The sequence below is a fragment of the Chitinophaga fulva genome, assembly GCF_012927205.1.
Classification (GTDB): Bacteria; Bacteroidota; Bacteroidia; order Chitinophagales; family Chitinophagaceae; genus Chitinophaga; species Chitinophaga fulva.
This window is the reverse complement of sequence record NZ_JABBGC010000001.1, coordinates 89,449-114,476: the sequence shown is the minus strand read 5'-3', so window position 1 is coordinate 114,476 and position 25,028 is coordinate 89,449. Positions and strand designations below refer to the sequence as shown.

22 protein-coding genes are annotated in these 25,028 nt (G+C 49.4%); 9 read left to right on the top strand and 13 right to left on the bottom strand.

Going from position 1 to position 25,028, the window contains the following annotated elements; translation table 11 throughout:
* Positions 1-20: 20 nt before the first annotated feature.
* Genes HHL17_RS00510 through HHL17_RS00495 form a run of 4 tightly spaced genes read left to right on the top strand, consistent with a single transcriptional unit; the run spans position 21 to position 2,756 of the window.
* Entirely contained in the window at positions 21-803 is a 783-nt protein-coding gene (locus HHL17_RS00510; protein WP_169222872.1) for a prolipoprotein diacylglyceryl transferase, read from the top strand.
* Positions 796-2,202, top strand: a complete 1,407-nt coding sequence (locus tag HHL17_RS00505; protein ID WP_169222871.1) for a radical SAM protein — start codon at positions 796-798, stop codon at positions 2,200-2,202. The genes HHL17_RS00510 and HHL17_RS00505 overlap by 8 nt, the downstream gene beginning before the upstream one ends.
* Before the next feature lie 9 nt (positions 2,203-2,211).
* Entirely contained in the window at positions 2,212-2,478 is a 267-nt protein-coding gene (locus tag HHL17_RS00500) for a hypothetical protein (RefSeq protein WP_169222870.1), read from the top strand.
* A gap of 20 nt (positions 2,479-2,498) precedes the next feature.
* Positions 2,499-2,756, top strand: coding sequence for a hypothetical protein (locus HHL17_RS00495; RefSeq protein WP_169222869.1), 258 nt, complete (start codon positions 2,499-2,501; stop codon positions 2,754-2,756).
* Between the two features lie 76 nt (positions 2,757-2,832).
* On the opposite strand, the gene leuS is transcribed toward HHL17_RS00495, so the two are convergent.
* Entirely contained in the window at positions 2,833-5,598 is a 2,766-nt protein-coding gene (gene leuS, locus HHL17_RS00490) for a leucine--tRNA ligase (protein ID WP_169222868.1), read from the bottom strand.
* A 263-nt stretch (positions 5,599-5,861) separates the two neighbouring features.
* Here leuS and HHL17_RS00485 point away from each other — a divergent pair, with 263 nt between their 5' ends.
* The 3 genes from HHL17_RS00485 to HHL17_RS00475 all read left to right on the top strand — a co-directional run bounded on the left by HHL17_RS00485 (position 5,862) and on the right by HHL17_RS00475 (position 7,918).
* Positions 5,862-6,734, top strand: a complete 873-nt coding sequence (locus tag HHL17_RS00485) for a cell division protein FtsX (protein WP_169222867.1) — start codon at positions 5,862-5,864, stop codon at positions 6,732-6,734.
* A gap of 28 nt (positions 6,735-6,762) precedes the next feature.
* Positions 6,763-7,044, top strand: a complete 282-nt coding sequence (locus tag HHL17_RS00480; RefSeq protein ID WP_169222866.1) for a DUF3098 domain-containing protein — start codon at positions 6,763-6,765, stop codon at positions 7,042-7,044.
* Between the two features lie 79 nt (positions 7,045-7,123).
* On the top strand, positions 7,124-7,918 hold the full coding sequence (locus HHL17_RS00475; RefSeq protein WP_169222865.1) for an undecaprenyl-diphosphate phosphatase: 795 nt from the start codon (positions 7,124-7,126) through the stop codon (positions 7,916-7,918).
* Positions 7,919-8,130: 212 nt separating this feature from the next.
* On the opposite strand, the gene HHL17_RS00470 is transcribed toward HHL17_RS00475, so the two are convergent.
* Together HHL17_RS00470 and tsaE are read right to left on the bottom strand one after the other, a co-directional pair.
* Complete coding sequence (locus tag HHL17_RS00470; RefSeq protein ID WP_169222864.1) at positions 8,131-9,348, bottom strand: alanine dehydrogenase; 1,218 nt, start codon at positions 9,346-9,348, stop codon at positions 8,131-8,133.
* A 40-nt stretch (positions 9,349-9,388) separates the two neighbouring features.
* Positions 9,389-9,826, bottom strand: a complete 438-nt coding sequence (gene tsaE, locus HHL17_RS00465; RefSeq protein WP_169222863.1) for a tRNA (adenosine(37)-N6)-threonylcarbamoyltransferase complex ATPase subunit type 1 TsaE — start codon at positions 9,824-9,826, stop codon at positions 9,389-9,391.
* Between the two features lie 131 nt (positions 9,827-9,957).
* Between tsaE and HHL17_RS00460 the strand changes: the two genes are divergently transcribed.
* The gene (locus tag HHL17_RS00460; RefSeq protein ID WP_169222862.1) at positions 9,958-12,066 is read left to right on the top strand and encodes a heavy metal translocating P-type ATPase; all 2,109 of its coding nucleotides are present in this window, start codon (positions 9,958-9,960) and stop codon (positions 12,064-12,066) included.
* 35 nt (positions 12,067-12,101) lie between these two features.
* Positions 12,102-14,003, top strand: a complete 1,902-nt coding sequence (locus tag HHL17_RS00455; protein ID WP_169222861.1) for a RecQ family ATP-dependent DNA helicase — start codon at positions 12,102-12,104, stop codon at positions 14,001-14,003.
* Positions 14,004-14,083: 80 nt separating this feature from the next.
* Here the strand turns inward: HHL17_RS00455 and HHL17_RS00450 are convergent, their stop codons facing one another.
* From HHL17_RS00450 to HHL17_RS00405, 10 genes are all read right to left on the bottom strand, one after another.
* Positions 14,084-15,130 carry a Gfo/Idh/MocA family oxidoreductase gene (locus HHL17_RS00450; RefSeq protein ID WP_169222860.1) on the bottom strand — a complete coding sequence of 349 codons (1,047 nt, stop codon included), beginning with the start codon at positions 15,128-15,130 and terminating at the stop codon, positions 14,084-14,086.
* Between the two features lie 119 nt (positions 15,131-15,249).
* The gene (locus tag HHL17_RS00445; RefSeq protein ID WP_169222859.1) at positions 15,250-16,800 is read right to left on the bottom strand and encodes a helicase HerA-like domain-containing protein; all 1,551 of its coding nucleotides are present in this window, start codon (positions 16,798-16,800) and stop codon (positions 15,250-15,252) included.
* Between the two features lie 165 nt (positions 16,801-16,965).
* Positions 16,966-17,346 (bottom strand): co-chaperone GroES, encoded by a 381-nt coding sequence (locus tag HHL17_RS00440; RefSeq protein WP_206155882.1) that lies wholly within the window; start codon positions 17,344-17,346, stop codon positions 16,966-16,968.
* A gap of 55 nt (positions 17,347-17,401) precedes the next feature.
* Positions 17,402-18,241, bottom strand: coding sequence for an MBL fold metallo-hydrolase (locus HHL17_RS00435; RefSeq protein ID WP_169222858.1), 840 nt, complete (start codon positions 18,239-18,241; stop codon positions 17,402-17,404).
* 28 nt (positions 18,242-18,269) lie between these two features.
* On the bottom strand, positions 18,270-19,577 hold the full coding sequence (locus HHL17_RS00430) for an MFS transporter (protein ID WP_169222857.1): 1,308 nt from the start codon (positions 19,575-19,577) through the stop codon (positions 18,270-18,272).
* A 56-nt stretch (positions 19,578-19,633) separates the two neighbouring features.
* Positions 19,634-20,254: an ABC transporter ATP-binding protein gene (locus HHL17_RS00425; RefSeq protein WP_169222856.1), complete on the bottom strand. Its 621-nt coding sequence runs from the start codon at positions 20,252-20,254 to the stop codon at positions 19,634-19,636.
* Complete coding sequence (lpxA, locus tag HHL17_RS00420; protein WP_169222855.1) at positions 20,238-21,038, bottom strand: acyl-ACP--UDP-N-acetylglucosamine O-acyltransferase; 801 nt, start codon at positions 21,036-21,038, stop codon at positions 20,238-20,240. Before lpxA ends, HHL17_RS00425 begins: the two co-directional genes overlap by 17 nt.
* A 5-nt stretch (positions 21,039-21,043) precedes the next feature.
* Positions 21,044-22,462, bottom strand: a complete 1,419-nt coding sequence (locus tag HHL17_RS00415) for a bifunctional UDP-3-O-[3-hydroxymyristoyl] N-acetylglucosamine deacetylase/3-hydroxyacyl-ACP dehydratase (protein WP_240975057.1) — start codon at positions 22,460-22,462, stop codon at positions 21,044-21,046.
* Positions 22,463-22,498: 36 nt separating this feature from the next.
* Positions 22,499-23,548, bottom strand: coding sequence for a UDP-3-O-(3-hydroxymyristoyl)glucosamine N-acyltransferase (gene lpxD / locus HHL17_RS00410; RefSeq protein WP_169222854.1), 1,050 nt, complete (start codon positions 23,546-23,548; stop codon positions 22,499-22,501).
* Between the two features lie 87 nt (positions 23,549-23,635).
* Positions 23,636-24,706, bottom strand: coding sequence for an HD domain-containing protein (locus HHL17_RS00405; RefSeq protein ID WP_240975056.1), 1,071 nt, complete (start codon positions 24,704-24,706; stop codon positions 23,636-23,638).
* Between the last annotated feature and the right edge of the window lie 322 nt (positions 24,707-25,028).

Sequence of the window (25,028 nt, the reverse complement as noted above, 5' to 3'; positions counted from 1 at the left end):
CTAAATATAAATATTAATTTGTGTATAAAATAATCAGTTGCCCCGTGGTGTACCCTGTCTATGTGTCTGTTGCTTCTCTTCATCTTCCGTTGCATGTGATAACGGAGACGCTGGGCATGTTCATCGGTTTCCGGTATTTCCTATTCCTGCGGCGCCGCCAGGGCGATCAGGTAGACAGTAACAACCGTATCTGGTCTATCATTGGCGCTACCTTTGGCGCTTTGCTGGGCAGCCGCCTGTTGGGAGCACTGGAGAATCCCCCTGGTCTGTTTCACGCGACTAACCCGTTGTTATATATCTACCAGAATAAAACCATTGTGGGTGGCCTGTTGGGGGGATTGATAGGGGTGGAAACCATTAAAAAGCTGGTAGGAGAGCGGCAGTCAACCGGCGACCTGTTCACTTTTCCGTTGATACTGGCCATGATCATTGGCCGTATCGGTTGTTTCAGTATGGGTATTTATGAAGAGACCTACGGAGTACCCACCAGTTTGCCATGGGGAATGGATTTGGGAGATGGGCTGATGAGGCACCCGGTGGCTTTGTATGAAATTGTTTTCCTGTTACTGCTGTGGCAGGTGCTGCGCATGGCAGGCCGGCGTTACCGGCTGGTGAGCGGCGCCCGTTTTCAACTATTCATGATCGGATATTTATTATTCCGTTTTTTGCTCGATTTTATCAAGCCCGGCTACCGGTTCGCTTTTGGCCTTGGTTCTATACAACTGGCCTGTCTGGCCGGACTGATTTATTACGCGCCCGTCATTATTTTCCCATCACGATTAATTGAGAAACAATATGCCTGAGAAAAATTACACGTATTACGATTTTACGGTAAGCATCTGTAGCACCTGTCTGCGACGTGTAGACGCGAAAGTTATATTTGAGGATAACAAGGTGTTTATGGTGAAAAACTGTCCCACACACGGAAGGGAAAAAGTACTTATTGCTACAGACATCGATTATTATAAAAATACCCGGAACTATAACAAACCCTCGGAAGCACCACTCAAAACCAACACCCGTACGCATTACGGTTGTCCGTATGATTGCGGGCTTTGCCAGGACCATGAACAGCATTCCTGTCTTTCGGTGATTGAAGTGACAGACCGTTGTAACCTTACGTGTCCTACCTGTTACGCGATGTCTTCTCCTCATTATGGGCGGCACCGTACCCTGGAAGAGATAGAGCAGATGCTGGACATCGTGGTGGCCAATGAAGGTCAGCCAGACGTGGTGCAGCTCAGTGGCGGCGAACCGACGCTCCATCCGCAGTTTTTTGAAATACTGGACATCGCGAAGCGCAAGCCTATCCGTCACCTGATGATCAATACCAACGGGATACGTATTGCGAAAGACAAAGCGTTTACAGCCCGGCTGGCTACTTATATGCCTGACTTTGAGGTGTACCTGCAGTTCGATTCCTTCAGGCCCGAAGCGTTGGAACGCATGCGTGGCAAAGACCTGACCGATACCCGTAAGCAGGCGCTTGAAAACCTGAATGAGGTGAACCTCAGCACTACACTGGTGGTGACGCTGCAACGCGGCGTCAATGAGGATGAAATGGGAAGTATCATTGATTATGCCCTGCAGCAACCGTGTGTGAGGGGCGTTACCTTTCAGCCGGTACAGGTGGCCGGCCGTACAGATGATTTTGATCCGGCTACCGACCGTATAACGTTGACGGAAGTACGTCAACGGATACTGGAGCAGTCGCCCATATTCAATGCCAATGACATTATTCCGGTACCATGTAATCCGGATGCATTGGCCATGGCCTACGCGCTGAAAATAGACGGAAAAATATTCCCGCTAACCCGTTTTGTAGATCCGGCTGTTTTGCTGAACAATAGTAAAAACACCATCGTATATGAGCAGGATGAGAAACTGCATCAGCATGTGCTGAAAATTTTCAGTACCGGAATTTCCACCGATGCGGCGGTTTGTGATATGCAGTCTTTATTGTGTTGCCTGCCACAGATACAGGCGCCCGGACTGGATTACAACAATCTTTTCCGGATTGTGATCATGCGGTTTATTGATGCATATGATTTCGATGTGCGCGCCATCAAAAAATCCTGTGTGCATATTGTACATAAAGATGGCAGGATTATTCCGTTTGAAACGATGAACCTGTTTTACCGGGATGACAAAGAAGCTTATCTGAAAACATTACAGGAGGAAAGGGAATCCGTTCAGTCATAAACGTTATATATGAAACCTTTTGTTCAAAAGCTGTTGTGGATGTTAGGTGTGCCGCTGTCAATTGCTTTAGTGCTGGCGGTTTCCGGCGATGAAGGGATTTTGAGTGCCGGTTTACTGTTGTTGTTTGTAGTGCCGGCTTACCTGGTGATAGGCGTGCTGTTAGCTATATTTTCCAGGGAGGGTGCAGAAGCAGGTAAGGCAATGGTGCTGGCAGCCGGTATTATCATGATGGTAGGCTTGTCTACCTGCGGACTTATCATTGCCGGACTTCATTAGCCATGTTTAAAACGACGCTTATGCGCAACTTCTGGTGGAAAACCGGTTACCTTGCCCTAATACCACTGCTGATTTTTTTCATCGCACTGGGTATTGGCAGAGGAGATAATCTGGAAACGGCAGGCATACTGTTAGGCCTGCTGGTATTGGCTTATGGCATCGTAGGCGTGATGCTGCTGATGTCGGAGGACAGGGAAGAGGGGCTGGCGTTACTATTGTCGGGGTTTATCATGATGCTGGTGGCGTTTATCACCGGGTGGTTTATTCTCGGTATTTAAATCAACCTTATACATAAAAAAGCGCGCAAGGCTATAGCTTTGCGCGCTTTTTTCTTATAGGTAGATGATTGTGCGATTATATCACCACATTGATCATTCTGCCTTTTACGATGATTACTTTTTTCGGTTGTTTACCATCGAGCCATTTCTGCACTACTTCGCTGGCCAGCACTTCTTTTTCGAGGGCGCTGTTGTCTGCATCCAGCGGAAGGCCCATTTCAGTGCGGGTTTTACCGTTTACTGCGATGGGGTAGTTGAAGGTGCTTTCTTTGGTAAAGCTTTCGTCATACACCGGATAAGCAGCGTCCAGGATGCTGGTGGTATTGCCTAACAGATGCCACAGTTCTTCAGCGAAGTGCGGGGCATAAGGTGTGAGCAATATCAGCACTGGTTCCAATACAGCGCGTTTGTTGCATTTCATGGTGGCCAGTTCGTTCACACAGATCATAAACTGGCTGACAGCTGTATTATAAGAGAAGCTGCTGGTGTCGCCATCAATTTTGTTGATAGTTTTGTGTAATATTTTCAGTTCTTCCGGCGTGGCAGCATCGTTGGTAACGATGAGTCCTTTGTTTTCGTCAGCAAACAGGCGCCACAGCTTCTTGAGGAAACGGTGTACTCCCTCAATGCCTTTGGTGTCCCAAGGTTTGGACTGTTCTACTGGTCCGAGGAACATTTCGTACATGCGGAAGGTATCCGCGCCGAATTTATTTACCAGGTCGTTCGGGTTGACAGTATTGAACAGGCGTTTGCTCATTTTTTCCAGCAGTACGCCGCAGATGTATTTCCCATCTTCCAGGATGAAGGTAGCTTCAGCATAATCGGCTTTCCATTTTTTGAAAGCTTCCATGTCCAGCTCCAGGCCGTCAACGATATTTACGTCTACGTGCAGCGGATCTGTTTCGTACTGGTCTTTCAGGCCATGGGAAACGAACTGCTGAGTGCCGCGGATACGATATACCAGTCTGGAGCTACCGCCAATCATACCCTGGTTGATCAGTGATTTGAATGGTTCGTCAAATCCGATGTGGCCCAGGTCATAGAGCGCTTTGGTCCACATACGGGAATAGAGCAGGTGTCCTACGGCGTGTTCGGTACCGCCTACATATACATCTACCTGGTTCCAGTAATCGGTGGCCTTACGATCAGCGAAGGTGGTGCTGTTATGAGGGTCCATATAACGCAGGAAGTACCAGCTGCTGCCGGCATAACCGGGCATTGTGTTGGTTTCGCGTTTTACGTCGGGCGCTACGTTTACCCAGTCGGTGATATTGGCCAGCGGGCCTTCTCCTTCTTCTCCGGGTTTGTATTGGTCTACGTGTGGCAGCTCCAGCGGGAGGTCTTTTTCGTCCAGCGGGTAGGCTATGCCGTCTTTGAATACGATTGGGAAAGGTTCACCCCAGTACCGTTGGCGGCTGAAGCCGGCGTCGCGCATTTTAAAGTTGATCTGGCGTTTGCCGATCTTCATTTCTTCCAGTTTGTCGATCACCGCGTCCATGGCGGGCTTCATGTCCATGCCATCGAGGAAGCCGCTGTTTTGCAGTTTGGCGTCCTTGGTGGGATTGGCTTCTTCGCCGTTGAATGCATCCCCGATGATGTTGGTGATGGGGATGTTGAAGTGGCGGGCGAAGCTGAAGTCACGCTGATCACCGCAAGGCACGGCCATTACGGCGCCGGTGCCATAGCCTGCCAGCACGTATTCTGCGGTCCATACCGGTATTTCATGGCCGTTGAGCGGGTTGATGGCGTAGGCGCCGGTAAAGCAGCCGGTGATTTGTTTCACGTCTGCCATACGTTCCCTTTCGGAGCGGCTTTGAACGTATTCGAGGTATTTTTCGATCTCAGCTTTTTGTTCAGCGGAGGTGATCTGTTGTATCAGTTCATGCTCCGGGGCAATCACCACGAAGTCCACACCGAAGATAGTGTCGGGACGGGTGGTATATACTTCGATGGTATGATCGGAGCCTTTCACAGAGAAGGTCACTTCGGCGCCCTGGCTTTTACCGATCCAGTTGCGCTGCATTTCCTTCATGGCGTCGCTGAAATTAACGGTTTCGAGGCCGGTGAGCAGGCGATCGGCGTACTCCGTGATGCGCAGGAACCACTGGCGCATTTTCTTTTTCACGACGGGGAAGCCGCCGCGTTCACTCACACCGTTGATCACTTCGTCGTTGGCCAGTACGGTGCCCAAGGCAGCGCACCAGTTCACTTCGGCGTAGTCGAGGAAGGCGAGGCGGTACTGCATCAGTACTTCCCGTTGTTCCTTTTCGGAGTAGTTTTTCCATTCAGCAGCAGTAAAGGTCCGCTGACGGTCACCCGGGCAGGCATGACGGCTGTTGCCTTCCTGTTCGAAGATGGCTGTCAGGGTGCTGATAGGTTCTGCTTTTGCGTTGATGCGGTTGTACCAGCTCTCAAACAGCTGCAGGAAAATCCATTGGGTCCATTTATAGTAAGAAGGGTCGCTGGTGTTTACCTCGCGGTCCCAGTCATAACAAAAGCCGATATTATCCAGCTGTTCGCGGAAAGCCTTGATATTTTGGGTGGTGGTCACGGCAGGATGCTGACCGGTTTCCAGGGCATATTGTTCCGCTGGTAGGCCGAAGGCATCGTATCCCATAGGGTGCAGTACGTTGAAGCCTTTTAGCCTTTTATAGCGTGAGTAGATGTCTGTTGCAATATAACCCAGCGGGTGGCCAACATGCAGGCCTGCCCCGGAGGGGTAGGGGAACATGTCCAGCACATAACATTTGGGCTTGGGGCTGTCATTGCTTACCTTATAAGCGTGGGACTCCTTCCATTGCTGTTGCCATTTCTTTTCGATTGCCCTGAAATTGTATTCCATATCTCAATGTAGATGAACGATAATCGACCGGGGTATAAACAATACATCCGGGCTTTACCGCGTTATCAGTTATAAATTTAAAATCGGATGATGCCGTTTCGGCAAAATAATGTTAAAAATATTAATACAGCAATGACATCCCCCAACATCTTTATATATTGCCGTTTTCTTAACATATATTGCTGCCAGTGACAGGTTGGACTGGCAAAATTAAACACATAACTACTAATTTTTATTATTTTCGCCGATAAACTGCAAGATTAATGGCGCAATCCGGGAAATCATCAGCAAAAAAATCCAAGCCGTCCTATATCTACTCCATTATTGGGGTAGCGCTGGTATTATTTTCATTAGGTACACTGGGGCTGGTGGTTATCCATGCCAGCAAACTCAGCAAGTATTTCAAGGAAAATATTGAAATTCAGGTGATTCTGAGAGATAATGTGAAAGAGAACCAGGCATTGGCGCTCCGTGATTCCATTGCTCACAAACCGTATATCAAATCTATTGAATACGTATCGAAAGATGTGGCTGCCGATCGTTTTAAAAAGGACTTCGGCGAGGATTTCATCCAGCTGCTACAGTACAATCCACTGTATGCCAGCATCAATATCAAGGCCAACGCCAACTATGTGAACACAGACAGCCTGAAGGTCATTGAGAACAATCTCACCCAGCAGAACATCGTCCGGGAGATATCCTATCAGCGCAGCCTGGTACAGAAACTGAATGAAAACGTCAATAAAATAGGGATGGTGATCCTGATTATCAGCTGCCTGCTGGCACTGGTGGTCATCTTCCTGATCGATAATACGATCCGTCTGGCTATGTTCAGCAACCGTTTCCTGATCAAAACCATGCAGATGGTGGGCGCTACCCGCTGGTTCATCGCCAAACCGTTCGATCTCCGCAGTATTGCCAACGGCGCTATCAGTGCACTTATCGCTATTGCCGGCCTCGTAGGTATCCTGTCATTTGCCGACAAAGCACTGCCGGAACTGAACGGATTACGCGACAATATGATGATCGCCCTGCTTTTCCTGGGCATGATCGTCGTGGGCATCTTTATCTCCCTGTTCAGTACCCACCGCTCTGTAATGAAATACCTGCGGCTGAAACTGGACGATCTTTATTAATGCAACATCATCTTAACAAATAAACACTATGGCTAAAGAAACGCTCAGATCAACTGTGACAAAAGATACCCAGGTGACCGACAGCCGGCCTATCTTTCCTAAAGAAAACTACAAGTACATGATGGCGGGTATCGTAGTAGTTGTGATCGGCTTCCTCCTCATGATGGGCGGAAACAGCAACGACCCCAATACGTTCAAGCCGGAAGAAGTATACAGCTTCCGCCGTATCACCCTGGCGCCCATTGTGATTGTACTGGGCCTGCTGATAGAGGTATATGCCATCATGGCCCGTCCCAAAACAAAAGAATAATTTGAGCCAACAATCATATTATAACAGCGATGATGCCCTCATCGCTTTTTTTATCACATTTTAACCATACTTGATTTTAATGAACTTCTTCCATGCCATCATTATCGCCATTGTGGAAGGGCTGACCGAGTTTCTGCCCATTTCCTCCACGGGACATATGATTATTGTAAGCTCCCTGTTGGGTATCAACAAAGATGAATTTACCAAGCTGTTTGAAGTGGTGATACAGCTGGGCGCCATCCTGGCCGTGGTGGTATTGTACTGGCGGAAATTCCTTGTTTTCGATAAAAACAGGTTCCAGTTCTACCTTAAATTGGCAGTAGCGGTGGTTCCTGCTCTCATCGCCGGTTATCTCTTCAGCGATAAAATTGATGAGCTGCTGGAAAGCCCGCTGACGGTGGGCGTAACGCTGTTCCTGGGTGGTATCGTGCTGCTGTTTGTGGACAACTGGTTCCGCAATCCGGTGATCGATTCAGACGAAAAAATCAGCATATTCTCCGCCCTGCGTATCGGTTTCTTCCAGTGCCTGGCGCTGATACCGGGTGTAAGCCGCAGTGCGGCCTCCATCATCGGCGGTATGCAACAGAAGCTTACCCGCAGCGAAGCGGCCGAGTTCTCTTTCTTCCTGGCCGTGCCTACCATGGCTGCTGCCACGGGGTATAAACTGCTCAAAGGCAGAGAACTGCTGATGGCGCATCCGGAGAACCTAAAACTGCTGCTGGTAGGTAATATCGTAGCTTTTGTGGTGGCTATGCTGGCGATCAAATTCTTTATCGGCACCCTCAAAAAGTATGGTTTTAAGATGTGGGGCTACTATCGTATCATCGTTGGCGGAATCATTATTGTCGCCATCCTGATGGGGAAAAAACTGTAACTGTGATGTAACTGTGATGGCCATGATTATTGCTGATTCTCCTGATTAGCGAAGATCTGAACGAAGATCGGCCCGAAGATCAAAAAGTACTGACTTTATAAAGCGAATCGCCGATGATATAACATCATCGGCGATTCGCTTTTATCTTCGTCCAACTCTCCGCATCAATCTCCCTGAATCAGGAGAATCAGCAATAATCATGGTCATCACAGTTACCCTTTGACTGCCAACAGCAGCTCCAGGTCAGTGTATTTAAGCTTGAATTTTTCGCTGAGGTGGTAATTGGTAAGGGCGCCTTTGTACAGGTAGATCCCGTTTCTTACGCCGCGCTTGATCCACACCAGGTTTTCAAAGCCGCCGTCATCGGCTGCTTCCACCAGCAGGGGCATCAGCACGTTGCTGATCGCTTCAGAGGCGGTGCGGGCAAAGCCGGAGGGGATATTCGGAACACAATAGTGTACCACGTCGTATTTTTTGAAGACCGGGTTTTCGTGGCTGGTGATTTCTGAAGTTTCAAAACAGCCGCCGCGGTCTATGCTCACATCTACAATCACAGAGCCGGCCTTCATATTGCTCACCATCGCTTCGGTCACCACAATAGGCGTACGGCCGCTCTGGGAGGAGAGGGCGCCTACCGCTACATCAGCATTGCGGAGTTGTTCGGCTAGCACTTTAGGCTGTATAACGGAGGTAAATACCCGTACCCCGATATTGTTTTGCAGCCTTTTCAGCTTGTAAATATTGTTGTCGAATACTTTTACGGAAGCGCCCAGTGCCATCGCGGTACGGGCAGCGAATTCACCTACAATGCCTGCGCCGATGATCACCACTTTGGTGGGTGGGATACCGGTAATGCCGCCCAGAAGGATACCCTTGCCTTTGTTGCCATTGCTCAGGTATTGACCGGCAATGAGCATCACGGCGCCACCGGCAATTTCACTCATCGCCCTTACGATGGGGTAGGTGCCGGCGTCATCTTTCAGATTTTCAAAAGACAACAGGGTGATGCGTTTGTCCATCATCTTCTGTACCTGTGGCGCTTTCAGCGCGGCCAGATGGATGGGGGAGATAACAATCTGGTGGGGATGTAACAGCTCTATTTCCTCATCGTTCAGCGGCGCTGATTTAACGATGATCTCTGCCTTAAAGACTTCCTTTTTATCGTAAACGATTTCAGCGCCGGCTTCTGAGTAGTCGGTGTCATAATAGTGGGAACCGTCGCCGGCTTTATGTTCCACCACGATATGATGTCCGTGTGCAGCCAGGATGCTTACCGCGTCAGGCGTCAGGGCAATACGGTTTTCCTGGAAGGATGTTTCTTTGGGTATACCGATGAATAAACGGGAATTTTTTTGTGGGATATCCAGCGTTTCTTCCAGTGGTGAATAAGTAAAGCCAGCACTCACTACAGGTTTTTGCCTTTGCTCCATAAAACGGTCAATATTGTTTTTCTGTATTTGTAAAGATACACTATTTGTCAGATGCGGAGATTTCGCGCAGTACCCTTTTTTGGTCCGGCAGCACCTCCAGCTGAAGGTGGATGGTATCCGGTGGTAGGAGGGGGGCTATCACGTCGGGCCATTCCACAAAACTGATGGCGTCCTGGTAGAGCGTGTCTTCCACACCGGCACTGATGGCGTCATTTTCGTCTTTCAGCCGGTAGAGGTCCAAATGATAGATACGGCGTGGTTTCCCCTGTGGGTCCAGGTAACCGTATTCATTGATAATGGAAAAAGTAGGGCTGGCGGTGGCGTCGGCTACGCCTTTGGCCGCACATAAAGCTTTGATCATCGTGGTTTTACCGGCACCCATGGGCCCATTGAGCGTAAATACCTGCTTATCGCCAAAATAATTCCAGAAAGCACCGGCTACGTCCGGCAGCTGTTCCAGCGTAAATGTCCATTGCATAGGCAAATGTAGCGATTTATGGCTGTTTTTGGAGGCTGCAGGGATATGTTAAATCTATACGCTGTTGCATTAATATTTGACCGGCTTAGCGCGTCATGGGGTAATTTTGTAGCCGGAAAAAAGGAAACACCATGACATCAGTAAGTTGCAAGGTGGAAGGCATGCACTGCACCAATTGTGCGCTCAGCGTGTCCCGATACCTCGAGAAAAAGGGCATGGAAAATATCAATGTCAGCTTTGCTACGGAAGAGGTGAGTTTCATCGCCCCCGCTGGCGCTGATTCGGCGGAAGTGCTGAACGGTATCAACGACCTCGGTTTCCGCGTGGTATTGCCCGACCAGGCATCGGCTAAAGTACCGGTTTACCAAACCCTGAACTTTAAATTTTTCTTTTGCTTAATATTTACCCTGCCACTGCTGCTGCACATGTGGGTCGACTGGCACTGGCTGCACAACCCATGGACGCAGTTTTGGCTTACACTGCCGGTATTTATCACCGGACTGTGGCATTTTGGTAAGAGTGCTGTCCGCTCCCTCATGAACCGCATGGCCAATATGGACGTGCTGGTGACCCTGGGCGCTTCGGCTGCTTTCATTTACAGCGTTATCGGCGCCCTGGTGAACGGCAACCCAGATTACCTGTTCTTCGAGACTACGGCGGCCATTATCACCCTCGTATTCCTGGGCAACCTGCTGGAGGAAAAGTCTGTAAAACAAACCACCACCGCCATCACAGAACTGGCCCGCATGCAGGTTACAATGGCCCGCCTGATCAATACCGACCATGGACACGAACATATTCACGAAGTGGATAACCGGACGCTCCGTCCCGGGGACTGTGTGCTGGTCAACACGGGTGACAAAATACCGATGGACGGTACTATCTATTGGGGCAGCGGGCATATCAATGAATCCATGATCACCGGCGAAAGTGACCCTGTCAACAAAAAAGAAAAAGACAAAGTCATTGGCGGCACCATCCTGGAAGATGGCAGTATCAAAGTATACATCACCGCTACCGGTAAGGACACCGTGCTGTCTTATATCATTGAACTGGTAAAACAGGCCCAGAGCGATAAGCCACCTATGCAGCGGCTGGCCGACCGTATCAGCGCCATCTTCGTTCCGCTGGTACTGAGCATCGCCATAGTTACTTTCCTGGGATGGTATTTTATCGGCCACACTACTTTCGGTACGGCTATGATGCGCAGTATAGCCGTCCTGGTGATCGCCTGTCCCTGTGCGATGGGGCTGGCCACGCCGGCAGCTGTCATGGTAGGACTGGGACGCGCCGCCCGCAACGGTATCCTGATCAAAGGAGGGCATACATTAGAGCTCTTTAAAGACATCAAACGGGTCGTATTCGATAAAACAGGGACACTCACCACAGGTAAACTGACCCTTCGTCATTATCATACTACGATGGAAGACACAGTTTTCCGTCAGATCGTTTACAGCCTGGAGAAATATTCTTCCCATCCGATTGCCCGTTCAGTGGCCGCTATGTGGAAACCGGCCGGAGAAGTGCCATTGCAGCAGGTGCGCGAACATAAAGGATTGGGCATGCGGGCTAAAGACAAAGAAGGCAACGAATGGGAGCTCGGCTCTTTCCGTATGGCAGCCGGGCTTACAGGTGATGATAGCCACAATCTTTACCTGGTACGCAACGGCGCGCTCATGGGCTGGCTCGATTTTGCAGATGAAATACGACCCGAAGCAGCTACTGTGATTCAGCAACTGAAAGCTTCTGGTATTCAGCCAGTGCTGCTCAGTGGCGACACTGCCCGCAAATGCCGGGAACTGGCCGCAGCGCTGGGTATCACGGAGGTATATGCAGAACAGTCGCCGCAGCAAAAGCTCGAACAGATCGACCGCTTCATGCAGCAAGCGCCTACTGCCATGGTAGGTGATGGTATCAACGATGCTCCGGCACTTTCCAAAGCCACGATCGGCATCTCCCTCAGCGATGCCACGCAGGTGGCCATGCAGAGCGCTAATGTAATACTGCTCAACAATAACCTTGGCTCGCTGCCGCTGGCGCTGGGACTGGGAAAACATACTTACCTTACCATCAAACAAAACCTTTTCTGGGCCTTTATTTACAATGTGGTAGCCATTCCGGTGGCCGCTCTTGGATGGCTCAATCCTATTTTGGCAGCCGGTGTGATGGGCTTCTCCGATGTGGTGCTGGCCATCAATTCCGTCCGGTTGCGGTATAAACGGGTGGTAAGTGCGTCCTAAATAGTAAATTGCGGGCACACTATTCAGCGAATAATTTGAGTACACCCGTAGCCATATTGCAGCAATACTGGGGTCATAACCAGTTCCGCACATTACAGGAAGATATTATCAACAGTATCCTGGCAGGTCAGGACACACTGGCGCTGCTGCCTACCGGCGGCGGCAAGTCCATCTGTTTTCAGGTGCCCGCTATGATCAAACCGGGGCTGTGCCTCGTGATCACACCGTTGATTGCGCTGATGAAAGACCAGGTGGCCAACCTCAAAAAGAAAGGCATCACGGCGTATTCCATCTATTCCGGGATGTTGTATAAAGACGTGGAACGTGTGCTGGAAGCGGCCCGCAGGGGCGGATGCAAATTCCTGTACGTGTCTCCTGAACGGCTGCAAAGCAAACTGTTTCAAACCTACTGCGACGGCCTGCCGGTGAACCTGATTGCGGTGGATGAAGCGCATTGTATTTCCCAGTGGGGATACGATTTTCGTCCTGCCTATCTGAAAATAGCGGATATCCGGAGCTACTTCCCGGAGGCGCCGGTACTGGCGCTTACAGCATCTGCCACACCCAAAGTGCAGACAGACATCTGTGACAAGCTCCTGATGAAGGACGCTAAAGTGTTTACCAAAAGCTTTACCCGCGCTAATCTCTCTTATAGTGTGCTGGAAGAAGCCACTAAAATCGATAAAGTAAAACATATACTGGACCGTGTGCCAGGCTGCGGTATCGTGTATTGCCGCAACCGCAAGCGGACCAAAGAAATAGCCGACCTGCTGCAACTGCAGGGCATATCTGCCAGTTATTACCACGCCGGCCTGCCACAGGCTGAAAGAACCGTCCGGCAGGAAGCCTGGATCAATAACGAAAACAGGGTGATGGTCTGTACCAATGCTTTCGGCATGGGCATCGACAAACCGGATGTGCGTATTGTGGTGCACTACGATATGCCCGATGGCCTGGAAGCTTACTACCAGGAAGCCGGCCGCGCAGGCAGGGATGAACAAAAGGCATATGCTGTACTGCTGTACAACGAAGAAGAACTGGCGGAAATGCATGACCGTATTGCATTGCAGTTCCCTACGCTGGAACAGGTGCGGGAAGTGTACCAATGCGTGGTGAACTATTTACAGGTGCCGGTAGGCAGCGCGGAAGGCGTATATTTTGATTTCGATATCAACGATTTTGCCCGCACATTCCAGCTGAACCTCACGATGGTATACAGCGCTGTCAAACTGCTGGAACAGGAAGAGGTGCTGCAACTGAGTGAAAGTGTGTTCCTACCTTCACGGGCGGAATTTGTGACCAATAAAGAATCCCTGTACGCTTTTGAAAACGCGTATCCCGCACTGGAAGAGATCATCAAGGTGTTGCTGCGTACCTATGAAGGTATTTTTGATCACTCCGTGCCGATATACGAAAGACAGATAGGCAGGATTATGTACATGGAGGACGATGATATCGCTGCTTTGTTGCAACAGCTGCATCAATACGGCATCATCCATTATCACGCCCGGCGTGATGAGCCACAGCTCTGCTTTTTACAGGAAAGGGTATCGGCGTCCAACCTGCGTATCAATATGGCGCGGGTAGAAGTGCGTAAAAAGGTATATGCTGACCGGCTCGCGGCTATGTTTGCGTATGCCCGTCACAGTGATACCTGCCGCACGCAGCAGCTGGTGGCTTATTTTGGAGAGAAGGACGCGGAACCTTGTGGTATCTGTGATGTATGCCTGAAGAAAAAATCATCCCCGCCGGATGCTGCATCGTTTAAACGTATATCTGACAACGTTACTGTGATATTGAAAGATAAACCCCTGCTGTTTGCGGAACTGCATCAGCAGTTACCTGATATCCGCAGAAGCGATCTGATGGCGGTATTGCAGTTTATGAATGAAGAAGGGCTGCTACGCCGTGATGAGGAAGGGAAACTTTGCATTTAGTCATTTAAGCATTTGGTTATTTGATTATTGAAAGACTGTCTGAGCATACTTTAATAATCAAATAACCAAATGACGAAATATTACAATGAAATTACACGGCCTTCTTTACTGCTCTGGAAGGCAGCTTCAATAATTCTGATCACATTTTCGGCATCTTTCGGATCTACCGGGTTAGGGGCATTGTTAGCAATGGCTTCGTAGATACCCTGATAGTAGTCCATGTAGTTGCCGCTGGTGCCGGGGAGGTATTGTTTTACCGTTTTCCCGTCGATGGTGGTGTGCAGCAGTCCCCATTCATGCGGCGCTTCCGCGCCCCAGTCCGGGCTGTTGGGCAGCAGGCCTCTTTGCAGTTGTGCTTCCTGTATGTCGGATTTTGTTTTGATGAAGGAGCCGATGCGGCCATGGATCTGATAGGAAGGCAGTGCTTCCCTGATGAGATAGCTGCATTTCAGGCGTACACGCAGGGTGTCATAGAAAAGCACCAGCTCAAAGTAGTCGTCTACCACGGAATCCTTGCGGATGATCCTGATATCTGCCCATACGGATGTAGGGAAGCCAAACAGCTGCAACGCCTGGTCTATCAGGTGGGAGCCGAGATCGTAAAGGCTGCCGGTGCCGGGATTGGCTACTTCTTTATGTTTTTTATAGCTCAGTTCTTCCTTGAAGCGGTCGTAGTGGATTTCAGCTTCGAGGACATCGCCCAGCAGACCGTCGTTGAGTACTTTGCGCACGATTTTGAAGTCGCTGTCGTAGCGGCGGTTGTGGTACACGCTAAGCAGCAGCTTTTTCTCTTTCGCCAGCGCGATGAGTGCTTCCGCTTCAGCGGTTGTTACGGTGAAAGGTTTTTCCACGATCACATTCTTACCTGCTTCCAGCGCGGCTTTCACATATTCAAAGTGGGTGTAGTTGGGGGTATTTACTACGATCAGCTCCAGCTCTTTATCTGCCAGCATATCGGGAACTGACGTATATACTTTTACGTTAGGATATCTTTGTCTGGCCAGGTCCTTGCTGCGTTCCACCACGGCGGTAAATTCAAAGCCCGGGTTCACATAAATAAATGGCGCATGGAAAATTTGTCCGGACATGCCGAAGGAGCAGATGCCCGTTTTGATCACTTTACTCATAATTATCGTTTAAATCGGCGTGCCGCCGGTTAAGATTTATCCGGATTAAAGTATAAAAAAACGGTCAGTTTTTTTGCACAAATCCTTTAGCCATCAATCGTAACCGGTTGTGGTGCCTGCTAAAAAAATGATTTCTTGCTTTTGCCGCCCAGGCCCAGTGCGCCCAGCAGGCTGCGGGTGATAACGCTGGCGGCTGTACGGCCTGCCTGCCGCATGGCGGAGCTGCCCATTACCTGTTCGAGCAGGCTTTTCTCTTCTTTCTGTTTACCTGAGCCGGATGAGCCGGAACTGGCGGCTGTGGCTGTTTTTTCAGCTGCTTCCTGCAACTTGGCAGTCAGTATTTCGTAGGCGCTTTCGTTGTCGATGGTTTCGGCATATTTCTTCACCATTTTGGAATTGTTGACGAGGGTGTCTATTTCCGCATCGGTGAGCACGTCCATACGGGAACGCGGCGATACCAGCATGGTGGCGGCCAGCGGCGTAGGCACACCTTTTTCGTTGAGACAGGTGATCAGCGCTTCACCAATACCAATCTGGGTAAGCAGTTCATCAGTTTTATAGAAGTCAGACAGCGGATAGTTTTCGGCGGTCTGTTTGATGGTTTTGCGGTCGTTGGCGGTGAAGGCGCGCAGGGCGTGCTGAACTTTAAGGCCCAGTTGTCCAAGCACAGAAGCCGGGATGTCCATGGGATTTTGGGTACAGAAGAAAATACCCACGCCTTTGGAGCGTATCAGTTTGATGATGGTGTCTATCTGTTTCAATAACGCGTCGCTGGCTTCGTTGAAGATCAGGTGCGCTTCGTCGATGAACATCACCAGTTTGGGTTTGTCTAGGTCACCTTCCTCAGGCAGTGTGGCATAGAGTTCTGCCAGCAGGCTGAGCATGAAGGTGGAGAAAAGTTTGGGGCGGTCCTGGATATCGGCCACCCGCAGGATAGATACTACACCGCGGCCATCGTCGCTGATGCGCATCAGGTCATCTACTTCAAAGGATTTTTCTCCGAAGAAGAGATCAGCGCCCTGTTGTTCCAGTTCTATCACTTTGCGGAGGATAGTGCCGGTGGAAGTGGTGGATATTTTACCATAGTCTTTTTCCAGTTCTGCTTTGCCTTCATCGGAGGCAAATTGCAGTACCTTTTTGAAGTCTTTCAGGTCCAGCAGCGGGAGTTTATTATCGTCACAATATTTAAACAACATGGCTACGAGGCCGGCCTGGGTATCATTCAGTTCCAGTATTTTGGAGAGTAGTATGGGACCAAATTCGCTGGTGGTGGCGCGTAAGCGGATACCTTTCTCGTTGCTGAGGGACAGCAGTTCGGAAGGATATGCGGCGGGTGACCAGGAGCCGCCGATTTTCTGGTACCGCTCCTGAATTTTTGGGTTGTCAGTACCGGCAGCTGCAATACCGCTAAGGTCGCCCTTGATGTCCATCAGTAACACGGGAACGCTGGCATCGCTGAGGCCTTCGGCGATTACCTGCAGGGTCTTGGTTTTACCTGTACCGGTGGCGCCGGCAATCAAACCATGCCTGTTCATGGTTTTCAGGGGGAGGAATACATCTGCTCCACTGATCACTTCACCATCCAGCATAGCACATCCTAATTTGAAATGCTCGCCTTTAAATGTATAGCCGTTCTTAATGGATTCCAGAAATGCTTCTTGATTGGCCATGGTGTAAATTGTTTTTTATGAAGATAACAAAAACCGGTTGCAATCGCTGCCGTTGGATGGCAGTTTGCACGCCCGAAAGGAAATATAATCTCCCGATAATATAAATAAAAAATCCCGCCCAGCGGGCGGGATCTAAATATCAAAATCTCTAAATTCCTAAATGATTTACAGGTCTTCTTCTCTCTCCAGCATCAGGACGGCTCCCTGTGGCACGATGAAGTATGTTTCGTCTTCATATACGATCTCGGTGGAACCACTGAGCAGGAAGATGGCCAGGTCGCCTTCTTTGGCCTGTAATGGGATATATTTGACTTTATCCTCTTCCGGTTTCCAGGAGTCCTCGTCTTCCACGGGAACGGGAATAGCGTAACCGGGACCGGTTTTGATCACATATCCTTTTTGTACCTTTTCTTTCGACTGCACACCGGGAGGCAGGTATAATCCGCTTTTGGTACGGTCATGCGGCGTCGTTGGCTTAATCAGTACACGGTCGCCAACAACGATCAGTTTTTTCAGTTTATTATCCGGTGTAATATGTATAGCCATGTTGTATGCAGATCAAAAATGATGCGGGCCTGTGGGCAATGACATACTGACAGTGCTACAGGGCGCTAAGGGCAAATGTTTCTCCCGCCCGGATACCTTTTTCGGTGGTTTGCAGCACACAGCATTCATTGACAGGGTCATGCTCAAAGAACAACACATACTGGTTGTCAACCGCTTCCTGTAGGAATTTTTTCTTTTCCGTGAGGGTCGTCAACGGGAACATGTCATAAGCCATCACATAAGGAAGCGGCAGATGCCCGATGGAAGGGAGCAGATCGGCCATATATACAATGGTTTTGTCTTTATACCGGATCTGTGGCAGCATCATGGCATCGGTGTGCCCGTTGGCAAAACGGATACTTATGTGATCAGTAAAGGTGACGCCTTCCTGAAGGGCAATGAATTTCAGTTGACCGCTCTCCTGGATAGGGAGGATGTTCTCTTTCAGGAAAGAAGCTTTTTCCCGGTCATTGGGTACAGTGGCCCATTTCCAGTGGTCTTCATTACTCCAGAAGGTAGCGTTTTTAAAGGCAGGGACGAGTTTGTCACCTTCCCGTATAATACTGCCGCCGCAATGATCAAAATGGAGGTGCGTTAAAAACACGTCCGTGATGTCGTTACGGTGAAAACCATGTGCAGCAAGGGATTTGTCGAGCGTAGCATCGCCGTGCAGATAGTAGTGGCTGAAGAATTTAGCATCCTGTTTATCACCGATACCGTTATCGATCAGTATCAGGCGGTTACCGTCTTCGATAAGCAGGCAACGCATGGCCCAGGAACACAGGTTATTTTCATCAGCAGGATTTGTTTTGCTCCACAGTGTTTTAGGCACTACGCCAAACATGGCGCCGCCATCCAGTTTGAAGAAACCCGTTTCGATGGTGTATAATTTCATATGCTCGTGTATTGGGTTGCCGTGGCAACTACATGACTAAATGCTTTTCTTTTTCTGTTTCCACACTGGCCAGTTGCCGTTGTTTCAGCAACGCTGAAATAATCCATATCAGGCCGATCACAAAAAACACGACCAGCGCCAGTACGGAGTTACGCATGTTTTCCGTATAATCATCAATATAAGCAAAAGAAAACATACCGATCACAATCGACAGTTTTTCAGTAACATCGTAATAGCTGAAGAAGCTGGCGGTATCCTTTGTTTCGGGCATTAGTTTGGCGTAGGTGGAACGGCTGAGTGATTGTATACCGCCCATGACAAGGCCTACCGCGGTGGCCAGCAGATAGAAGTCGGTAGCGGTTTGCATTTTGTAGCCAGCTATGCAGATACCTACCCATACAATGATAACGCCAATCAATACACGAAGATTGCCAAAGATGCCGGAAAGGCGGGCCATGCCCCACGCGCCGGCGATAGCTACCACCTGGATGATCACCACGGTGCCAATCAGCTTGTCGGATGGCAGACGCAGCACTTTACTGCCGAAGATGGTAGCGGCCATCATGACGGTCTGTACGCCCATGCTGTAAAAGAAGAACCCACGCAGGAAACGTTTCAGCACCGGCATCGTTTTTACCTGGGCATATACTTTGCGCAGTTCGCCGAACCCTTCGGTGAGCGCACCGCTGGTATGTTTGCTGACAGTGGCTTTGGAGGCTGGCAGCGTGGCAAAAGTGATCTGGGCAAATCCCAGCCACCATACACCTACCAGGAGGAAGGTGCCTCTTACAGCCATGCCTTCATCCAATCCGAAAGGCAGGGTCATGACCAGGGCAAAGCCCACCAGTTGCAGCAATACACTACCGATATACCCCATGCTATAGCCTCGGGCACTGATACGGTCACGGTCTTCAGGAGCGGCTATTTCAGGCAGATAGGAGTTATAGAATACCAGTCCGCCACAGTAGCCCATGGTGGCCAGCATAAAGGCCAGCACGCCCAGCCAGAGGGAGCCTTTGGTGAAAAAGAAAAGGGCTGCGCACGACACGGAGCCCAAGATGGTGAAAAATTTCAGGAAGTTCTTTTTATTGCCCCGGGTGTCGGAAATAGACGACAGGATGGGAGATGCGATCGCTACCAGCAGGAAAGCCGCCGCCATGGTATAGTTATACAGGGCGGAGTTGACGAAACGCATGCCCATAAAGGATACGTGCTCGTCGGTGACGGCGAGGAAATAAATCGGAAAGAAGGTGGTAGTGATAACGAGATTGTATACGGAGTTGGCCCAGTCATACATGGCCCAGCCGTTAAGTACTTTTTTGCCGGCAGTAATCATATAGCGCGAAGACGGTTAGTTGGCAACGAAGATAACAAAATCGCGATATGACAGCACTATTGTTTGTAGTCGGTTATACGAATGTGGTGTTTACACATGAAATACTCCTGTTCGTCGTTGGAACTGACGATGATGAGGCGGTTGCCTCCGTATTGGTTGATCAGCCCCTGGTAAAGCGCTACACCGGCGGAGTCGAGATTCGTGCAGGGCTCATCCAGCAATAGTACGGGCACATCGCTGAGAATGGCGAGCGCCAGTTTGATACGCTGTTTCATCCCGGAGGAAAAGTTACGGAGTTGTTTGTGGGCCGCTTTCTCCAGTCCTACCATTTCCATGGCCATGGCGGGTGTAATACCGGGCAGGAAGGATTTGAACTGGGTATGGAAGGTGATGATCTCAGTGAGGGTAAATTCTTCTATGAGCTCCAGGTAAGGGGCTGCAATAGCACAGTACCGGAAAAACGCATCGGGAGCGATGGGTTTTTCCGGTGTGCTGTATTGTACGGTGCCTTCATTGTGTTGAACGGCGCCGCTGATAATCTGTAGTAAAGTGGATTTTCCTGAACCGTTAGGCCCCAGAATCGCGTAGCGTTCTCCTTCCCGGAAGGTAAGGCTCACACCACGAAATATCCAGTCGTAGTTGAAACGTTTACCTGTTTGGTCAAGAGATATCGTCATTGGAATGGGAAGTATAACCTCTCATAATACCACGGCCGGATTCACGGATGAAGGACAGAATTTCGTCTCTTTCATCAGTTGCAGGGAACTCAGCTTCGATGATGCTGATGGCCTTGGATAATTTATAGCCCTTCACAAAAATCACACGGTAAATATCCAGGATATGATTGATTTTTTCCAGGGCGAAACCTCTTCTTTTCAGGCCTACCGAGTTGATGCCCACATAGGAGAGGGGCTCACGGGCGGCTTTTACATAAGGAGGTACATCTTTCCGCACGAGGGAGCCGCCGGTAACGAAGGCGTGGTCGCCTACTTTACAGAACTGCTGGATGGCCACCATGCCTGCCAGTACCACGTGGTCGCCCACGGTGATGTGTCCTGCCAGGGTGGTGTTATTGGAGAAGATGCAGTGATTGCCCACTTCGCAGTCGTGCGCAATGTGGCTGTAAGCCATGATCAGGCAGTCATCGCCGATCTTGGTTTTCCACTTGTCGCGCGTACCACGGTTGATGGTCACGAATTCACGGATAGTAGTGTTGTTCCCTATTTCCACAGTGGTTTCTTCACCCGCATATTTTAAGTCCTGAGGGATAGCAGAAATAACAGCGCCTGGGAAGATGCGGCAGTTTTTACCGATGCGGGCTCCTTCCATGATGGTTACGTTGGAGCCTATCCAGGTGCCGTCGCCGATTTCTACGTTTTTGTGGATGACGGTAAACGGATCAATTTTAACATTAGGCGCCACCTTGGCGTCCGGATGTATGTATGTAAGCGGGTGGATCATTGCTTTTATTTGCCTTCTCTGGTTTTTATAATTTGTGCTATCATGTCGGCTTCGGTAGCAACTTTATTGCCAATGAAAACCGTTCCCCGCATTTCCACAAGCCCTCTTCTGATGGGGCTCAGCAGTTCCATTTTCAGGATCATGGTGTCTCCTGGTACGACTTTCTGTTTGAATTTACAGTTGTCGATTTTCAGGAAGTAGGTATCATAATTTTCAGGGTCCGGTACGCGGTTCAGTGCCAGGATACCGCCTACCTGGGCCAGTGCTTCGAGTTGTAAAACGCCCGGCATTACAGGGTTGCTGGGGAAGTGGCCCTGGAAGAAGTGTTCGTTGAAGGTCACATTCTTAATGCCGACTACCCTTTCTTCGCCCAGTTCAATGATTTTGTCTACCAGCAGCATCGGATAACGGTGCGGCAGCGTTCTTTCGATACGGGGTGTATCGAAGATCGGTGGCTGGTTGGGATCATATACCGGAACGTCTTTATTGTGTTTGTTCTTTTTGATGTATGCCTTGATCTTACGGGCAAACTCCACGTTGGAAGCGTGGCCCGGACGGTTGGCAATGATATGCGCCTTGATGGGATATCCGATCAGCGCCAGGTCGCCCACTACGTCCAGCAGTTTGTGGCGTGCCGGTTCGTTCGGGAAACGCAGCTCAATGTTGTTGAGGATACCTTCGCGTTGTACGGAGATGGTATCGCGATTGAAGGCTTTGGCGAGGCGTGACATGTCTTCTTCATTCACGGCACGGTCTACCACTACAATGGCGTTGTTGATATCGCCGCCTTTAATGAGGTTATTGCTCAGCAGATATTCCAGCTCATGCAGGAAACAGAAGGTGCGGGAAGACGCGATCTCGTTCCGGAAGTGCTCAATGTTCTTCATTTTCGCGTGCTGGGTGCCCAGTACGGGAGAATTGAAGTCGATCAGGCAGGTGATGCTGTAGTCCAGTGCCGGTAAGGCTACCATCTCTACTTTTTTCTGCTCGTCGTAATAGCTGATATTGGTATCTATAGTATAATAGATCTTTTTGGCGTCCTGGTCCTGGGTCCCTGTTCTTTCGATCGCTTCGATGAAAGGGAGGGAGCTACCGTCCATGATCGGAATTTCCGGACCGTCCAGCTCAATCAGAACGTTGTCAACACCGGTACCTACCAGTGCTGCCAGCAGGTGCTCTACCGTGCTTACGCGGGCGCCGTTATGTTCCAGCGTGGTGCCGCGGGCAGTGTCTACTACGTAATCCACGTCCGCTTTTACAACGGGCTGGTTAGGCAGGTCTACACGTTGGAATTTGATGCCGGAACCCGGTGATGCCGGTTTCAGCGTCATGTTTACACTGGCTCCTGTATGCAAACCTACGCCCGAAATGCTAATATCGCCTTTCAGGGTATGCTGGTTCTGCAACTGTTGATTTTCCATCATATTAACTAATGTATAACTGTTTGATCTTCAGATTAATTAAACCCCTGCTCTTTCTTGTAACAGTTGTTTTACCATCTCCTCTAATTCTTTCACGCGTTTTTCAAGGTCCGGCAAATTTCTAAAAATTGCCTGACTTTTCAGCGAACTTTTATAATCGTACGCCGGGGAACCGGTGAGAGAGCTGTTGGGAACAGTAATAGACTTGGAAAGTCCGCTTTGGGCGTTGATCTTGGTGCCATCGGCGATGTGGATGTGGCCTACCATGCCTACCTGGCCGCCGATTACGCAGTTCTGGCCAATTTTGGTGCTACCGGAAACGCCGGTCTGAGCGGCAATCACGGTATTGATGCCGATATCCACGTTGTGGGCTACCTGGATCAGGTTGTCCAGCTTCACCCCCTGGCGGATGATCGTAGAGCCCATTGTAGCTCTGTCGATAGTCGTATTGGCGCCAATTTCCACGTCATCATAAATAACCACGTTGCCAATCTGCGGTACTTTCTTATATGAACCGTCCGGCTGCGGCGCAAAGCCGAAACCGTCGCCACCGATCACACAACCGGCATGAAGAATGGCACGGCTGCCTACGATACAGTTGTCATATACTTTTACGCCCGGGTATAATACCGCGTCATCATTCACCACCACGTTCTCGCCCAGGTACACACCAGGATATATTTTTACGTTATTGCCCAGTACCACGTTTTCGCCCAGGTAGGCAAACGCGCCCACAAATACGTTCTGCCCCATCTTTACAGACTGGGGAATGTGGGAAGGCTGCTGGACGCCGGACTTGTTGCCGGTCAGATAACGGTATTTTTCCAACAACAGGGCAAAGCTGCTGTAAGCATCCTTTACCCGGATCAATGTGGAATGGATAGGACGTTCTATCACCAGGCTTTCATTCACGATCAGAATAGATGCTTTCGTCGTATATATGAACTCTTCATACTTAGGATTGGCAATAAAACTGAGCATGCCTTCGCCTGCTTCTTCGATTTTGGCGATGTTGCTCACCTTCACGTCCGGATTTCCCTCCAACGTACCATCTAACATGGTCGCTAACTGTAATGCGCTAAACTGCATAATTAATATTTGTAATGTTTTCCAGGCCTACTCCGGAATGTATGAATTTATTCTTTAATGTTTTAAAGCTTGCAAAACCTTGTTAGCCTAGATTTTTGGATGACAAATGTAGAATTTTTTTACCGGTATAGCCAGTGTGTGACTAATCAATGCGTTGTCTATCGAGGAAATGTCTTTTACAGTTCCGTCTTTAAACAGGATATTGATCTTTTCGTCGTTCACATTATAAGCCCTCAAAGAGGCCACGTCCGTGAAAACGAAATAATCCAGATCGCTGTCTGTGATCTGCCATTTTTGTGCCACCTGTTGGCGAAGCAGGTCAACCGCACTGTTGTCAAACGGTTCATTGGTTAATACCACTTTGAATAACTCCCTGTTAATAAGCCATTTACATAAAAGTGACAGTACTTTGTCCGGGTGCTCTGACCAGACTTTTATTGCGCCCATAATATCATAATCATCCAACATGCAAAACAGCCGTAAACAATCCGGTTCCCGCTCAAAATTGTCTTTGCTGACAGTATTGTACAGGAAATAGGATAACGCCGGCGAGCAAAACAGCTGTTGGCCATCCTGTGCCAGGGCTTTTGCCCGCTGCAGGATTTTTACCAGCATGTTTTCCGCGCTCAGTACTGTTTTATGCAGATATACCTGCCAGTACATCAGCCGCCGGGCCACGATGAACTTTTCGATGGAATAAATCCCCTTCTCTTCCACCATCAGCTCTCCGTTATGTACGGTCAGCATCTTGATGATACGATCGTACCCGATAGTGCCTTCCGCCACGCCGGTAAAAAAGCTGTCGCGATTGAGATAGTCCATCCTGTCTACGTCTAACTGGCTGGAAACCAGTTGATGCAGGAATTTTTTATAATAACGGCCGTTAAAAATATCGAGGGTAAGTGACAGTGCTCCGTCCATCTGGCGATTGAGGTCTTCCATTAGCCACTGCGAAATAGCTTCATGGGACACGCCTTCGATGATGCCGTTTTCCAGTGCATGGGAATACGGCCCATGGCCTATATCATGCAGTAAAATAGCCAGTTTGGCGGCGACTTCTTCTTCGGGAGTGATATCAACACCTTTATTCTTCAGCTCCTGGAGCGCCATGGTCATCAGGTGGTAAGCGCCGAGACTATGATGAAAACGTGTATGCATGGCCCCGGGGTAAACCAAATGAGCGAGAGCCATCTGGTGTATCCGGCGTAAACGCTGATAACAGGGGTGGGAAAGTAGGTTAAAAATCAACGGGTGATCTATGGTAATAAAGCCATACACCGGATCATTAACAATTTTTCGCTTGCGTTCGGTCATTGCATCAGATTATTCAATTTCAAATGCCTAAGCGCACCTGAAATCCATAGTGCCATTATGCAAAACTACACTATGAATTAATTATATGTATTTTTTTTACTTATAATGACGCTTTTAATAGGGAAAACCCCTATTTACAGTAAAAAACAATTGGTAGGTTACAGGT